This window comes from Streptomyces sp. S6, from assembly GCF_054880855.1.
Genome location: NZ_JBTYMC010000450.1, coordinates 1 through 4,014, shown reverse-complemented (window position 1 = coordinate 4,014; position 4,014 = coordinate 1). Strand labels below are relative to the sequence as shown.

At 70.2% G+C, this 4,014-nt stretch carries 7 protein-coding genes; 5 read left to right on the top strand and 2 right to left on the bottom strand.

What is annotated here, in order from left to right; all coding sequences use genetic code 11:
• The 5 genes from ACVNF4_RS33370 to ACVNF4_RS33350 form a co-directional block, all read left to right on the top strand.
• Positions 1-420, top strand: a 420-nt coding sequence (locus ACVNF4_RS33370; RefSeq protein ID WP_461806615.1) for an HRDC domain-containing protein, incomplete at its 5' end; no start/stop codon positions are given.
• A gap of 166 nt (positions 421-586) precedes the next feature.
• Positions 587-904, top strand: coding sequence for a hypothetical protein (locus tag ACVNF4_RS33365; protein WP_461806614.1), 318 nt, complete (start codon positions 587-589; stop codon positions 902-904).
• Positions 905-1,064: 160 nt separating this feature from the next.
• The gene (locus ACVNF4_RS33360; RefSeq protein ID WP_355861903.1) at positions 1,065-1,436 is read left to right on the top strand and encodes a WhiB family transcriptional regulator; all 372 of its coding nucleotides are present in this window, start codon (positions 1,065-1,067) and stop codon (positions 1,434-1,436) included.
• Positions 1,433-1,756: a hypothetical protein gene (locus tag ACVNF4_RS33355; protein ID WP_461806613.1), complete on the top strand. Its 324-nt coding sequence runs from the start codon at positions 1,433-1,435 to the stop codon at positions 1,754-1,756. Before ACVNF4_RS33360 ends, ACVNF4_RS33355 begins: the two co-directional genes overlap by 4 nt.
• Before the next feature lie 102 nt (positions 1,757-1,858).
• Positions 1,859-2,050 carry a hypothetical protein gene (locus ACVNF4_RS33350; RefSeq protein ID WP_461806612.1) on the top strand — a complete coding sequence of 64 codons (192 nt, stop codon included), beginning with the start codon at positions 1,859-1,861 and terminating at the stop codon, positions 2,048-2,050.
• Here ACVNF4_RS33350 and ACVNF4_RS33345 read toward each other — a convergent pair.
• On the bottom strand, positions 2,016-3,371 hold the full coding sequence (locus tag ACVNF4_RS33345) for an ABC1 kinase family protein (RefSeq protein WP_461806611.1): 1,356 nt from the start codon (positions 3,369-3,371) through the stop codon (positions 2,016-2,018). The two genes, ACVNF4_RS33350 and ACVNF4_RS33345, sit on opposite strands and share 35 nt — an antisense overlap.
• Positions 3,372-3,556: 185 nt before the next feature.
• On the bottom strand, positions 3,557-4,014 hold a 458-nt coding region (locus ACVNF4_RS33340), incomplete at its 5' end, for a TOMM precursor leader peptide-binding protein (protein WP_461806610.1).

The window sequence follows — 4,014 nt, the reverse complement described above, 5'->3', positions numbered from 1 at the left end:
GACCGGGGGATGATCCGGGGTGAGGTGCATGACGAGAACGCCTGGGCGTTGGGCGGGGTGGCCGGGCACGCCGGGTTGTTCTCCACGGGGCGGGATCTTTCGGTGTTCTGCGGGCGCACGCTGACCGACGGGGGCGAGCTGAAACTCCTCCGGTGCGACGACTGCCCCTCCGACATGGACGAGGGCCTCTACGAACGGCTGCGCGCGTGGCGAGAGGTCCAGGCCAAGCGCACCGGACAGCCCGCGTTCTGCGTCTTCACCGACAGGACGCTCGTCGCGATCGCCGAGAGTGCTCCCGAGGAGCCGGGCGACCTCGCGCGGATCCCTGGTGTAGGCCAACGGAAGCTCAACCGATACGGCACCGATGTGCTGGCCATCTGCGCAGGTCAGGACCGTACGGAGGAGGAAGGGGCGGACTGATGCGAACTCGTCGAAAAAATAGTTTGCGCATGCCCCGGGAATCCCCATAGGTTCTTAGACACCGGAACGGCGGCCTTCTCGAAGGCCCCTGATCCGTGTTGTACTTGCATATCCGTCGGATCGGGTTCACCCCCGGTCCTTGAGACGCCGAGAGGAGGCGATTCCAGTGATCATCAACAAGACCCGCTTCACCAGCACCGTCAAACTGACCGATCCCTCGGTCGTCTCCGTGTGCATCCTCGGCGCCTCGAACCCGGGCACCGGTCTGTCCGGCATTCGTGCCGGCCGGCCCGAGTCCCTTCCCGTCGCCCCCGCGAGTGTTCCCGCCCGCGATGAGCGACCGCTGAAGGCACTGGAAGCAGTAGAGGCAAAGGCCCTGGCCTATGCCTTCACGGCAGCCGGTGCCGGAAACCCGAAGCAGACGACGCAGCACCACCAGATGTGGGCCTTCCGTGGGCCAGATCCCTGGAGTGATCCAGCCTGATCGACTCAGGCCGGCGCCTTCAGGGCCGCGGAACCCCATCCGGGATCCGCGGCCCTTCTGTTTGTCCCCACACCGGGGACGGACGGCTGAAGGAGCCTCGGGACGACAAAGCCGACTCCGGCCCAACAGGGCCGGTCCGACAGACGAGGAAGACGAAACCGTGCAACTCGAAGCGCACGAAACGTCCGTACCGCCTTCCGAAACGATCCCCCCGCCCGGCCGCCTCACGGAGGACCCCGCCTTGATCCCCCTCACCGCGCTCACCGCGCTCGACGACGCCATCGAGAACCTCGGCGTACCCGTTCCCTGCCGCTCCTACGACCCGGAGGTCTTCTTCGCCGAGTCGCCCGCGGACGTGGAGTACGCGAAGTCCCTGTGCCGGACCTGCCCCCTGGTCGAGGCGTGCCTCGCCGGGGCGAAGGAGCGGCGCGAGCCGTGGGGCGTCTGGGGTGGCGAGCTGTTCGTGCAGGGTGTCGTCGTCGCCCGGAAGCGGCCCCGTGGCCGCCCGCGCAAGAACCCGGTCTCGGCATGAACATCACCGGAACCATCGACCGCCCCCTCACGCTCGATCCCCAGAAACAGGCCCCGATGAAGCCGTCCGCCAGTGAGCCCGTCGGCTCCGCGAACACAGACGTCACCACCACCGGCGCGAACGAGTCGCGTCAGAACAGGACCCGAGAGATGCAACTCATCCCAGAAGCCTTGGCTCGTGCGCATATGCACGAGCGGATGCAGGAGGCCGAGCGGGAGCGGCAGGCGGTCCGCCTGGTCGCCGCCCGGCGGATGCAGCGCCGTGCCGAGCGAGCCTCGCGGCGCGCTCGGCGGGCGCTCGCCATGGCCGTCATGCAGTAAGGCGCTCGACTGAGGTAGTTCGAGGGGCCGGTCCGGTTGTCGGACCGGCCCCTGACGTATGTTGCGTAGGGTTCGTCGCTTTCGCGCCGTTATCGTCTGGCAATGAACAGCGATTCCCCCGGCGACGCGTCCGACACCCCCGTCACCTGCGCCCGCTGCGGCGCGACCGCCGCGCCGCTGCCGCTCACCTGGACCTGTTCCGTGGAGAACAGCGAGCGGCGGTACTTCTGCGACGGGTGCGCGCGGGAGAACCTGCGGGCTATCGAGGGGCGGCTGGATTCTCCTTGGTGGTGAAGCCGGCGGTGAAACCGGGCAGCCACTCCTCCAACTCCGCCCGCAACCGGACCGTCGCGTTCAGCTGGCACAGGACGCCGATGGTGCTCAGGGTGACGCGGTGGATCAGGAGATAGGACGGCGGGAGGTTGAGCTGCTTGCCCAACTGGTGGGCGGGGGAGCGGGGATCGGCGATCCGGGCGGCCTGGGTGCGGATCCAGGACCGGGTGAACGTGAACTCCTCGGCCCCGACCGGCTCGATGATCGGGACCAGATAGTCGAGGATCACATCCGGATCCAGCTCGATGGACTCCTTGACGAACCCCTCCGCGCGCAGCCGCTCGTACACCGCACCCGCGTCACCCCCCAGCGCCATCCGCAGCGCCTCGCCTATCGTCCGCGGCAGACCCCCCGGCAGCCGGTCGACGGTGCCGAAGTCCAGGACGCCGAGCCGCCACCCCTCGCCGTCCGCGACCAGCCGGAAGTTGCCGGGATGCGGATCGGCGTGCAGCAGACCCGTACGGGCCGGGCCCGAGAAGAAGAACCGGGCGAGCAGCTGACCCGCCCGGTCCCGCTGCTCCTGCGTGCCCCCGGAGATCACCTCCGACAGCGGCACCCCCTCGATCCACTCGGTGACCAGCACCTGATCGGACTGGTGGACCACGGCGGGGACGACGATGTCCGGATCGTCCGCGAACTCCTGCGCGTGCGCACTCTGCGCGCTCGCCTCCAGGCCGTAGTCCAGCTCCTCCGCGACCCGGTTCCGCAACTCGGCGATCAGCGGCTTGACGTCCATCCCCGGGACCAGCGGACCGAGCAGCCGGGCGAAGCGGCTGAGCTGGTTCAGGTCGGACAGCAGGGCCTCGCCCGCGCCCGGGTACTGGACCTTCACCGCGACGGCACGGCCGTCCCGCCACACCGCGCGGTGGACCTGGCCGATCGACGCGGCGGCGGCCGGCTTGTCGTCGAACTCCAGGAACAGGTCCTGCCAGTTCGCGCCGAGGCGCTCCGCGAGCACCGCGTGGACCGTGCGCGTCGGCATCGGCGGGGCCGCCTCCTGGAGCTTCGTCAGAGCCGCGCGGTAGGGGCCCGCGACGTCCTCAGGGAGCGCCGACTCGAAGACCGACAGGGCCTGGCCGAACTTCATCGCGCCGCCCTTCAGCTCGCCGAGCACCTTGAAGAGCTGTTCCGCCGTGCGCTGCTGGAGTTCACGGCCGACGATCTCCGCGGACTCCCCGACGATCCTCTTGCCGAGGCCCCAGGTGGCCCGGCCGGCGATGCCGAGCGGGAGCGCGGCGAGCTTGGCGGTCCGGGTGACCGCCTTGCGGGGAAGATCAGACATGCGCCCTCCAAATACCCACCGGCCGCGCCGCGTTCGCCGGACGGAGTGACTCCTTCGAATGCCGTTGCCCTGCCATTGTCTCGTGCGCCCTCACGCCGTCCACGGGGTGTTCCTCAACAGACGAAGAGGGCCCGGCAAGTAGGAGCCGGGAGGACCGGACGCGGTTCCCTCCGGACCGCCGCATCTCACACACCGGCATCCACGCCCCCCTCGGCGGCGCCGCATCCGCACTCCGGATGGGCCGTCACCGGTCTCGACCGCCACTGGAGAACCGGGGCAGAGATCTCCCAGCGCGTGCTCTGCGCGGGCGGGGTGTGACCGTCCAGGAAGGTCAGGGCGTGGGTGGCGGCGAGCCCGGCGACCGTCGTCGCCAGAGCGAGGTCGCAGGGGAGCGCGGGACGGCGCCGGCCGGAGCGCCACTGGGCGAGCAGCCGCAGCCAGGTCGGGTCGGCGTCGAGGCGGGAGCGCTGGAGGCAGCCCGCACAGGCCGACTCGCCGGGCAGGACGAGAGGGCCGACCGTGCCCGTCGCCTCCACCACCCCGGCGTACAGGTGCGGGACGCCCGAGGCGATCAGCGGTTCGGCGGCGGCCGGGTCGGGCGCGTACACGCTGACGTTGTCGCGCGGCGCGAGGACCACCAGCG

Bases quoted from the DNA above. Each gene is read 5' to 3' on its own strand.
- ACVNF4_RS33350 (WP_461806612.1), top strand. From the start codon at position 1,859: ATGAACAGCGATTCCCCCGGCGACGCGTCCGACACCCCCGTCACCTGC.
- ACVNF4_RS33345 (WP_461806611.1), bottom strand. From the start codon at position 3,371: ATGTCTGATCTTCCCCGCAAGGCGGTCACCCGGACCGCCAAGCTCGCC.
- ACVNF4_RS33355 (WP_461806613.1), top strand. From the start codon at position 1,433: ATGAACATCACCGGAACCATCGACCGCCCCCTCACGCTCGATCCCCAG.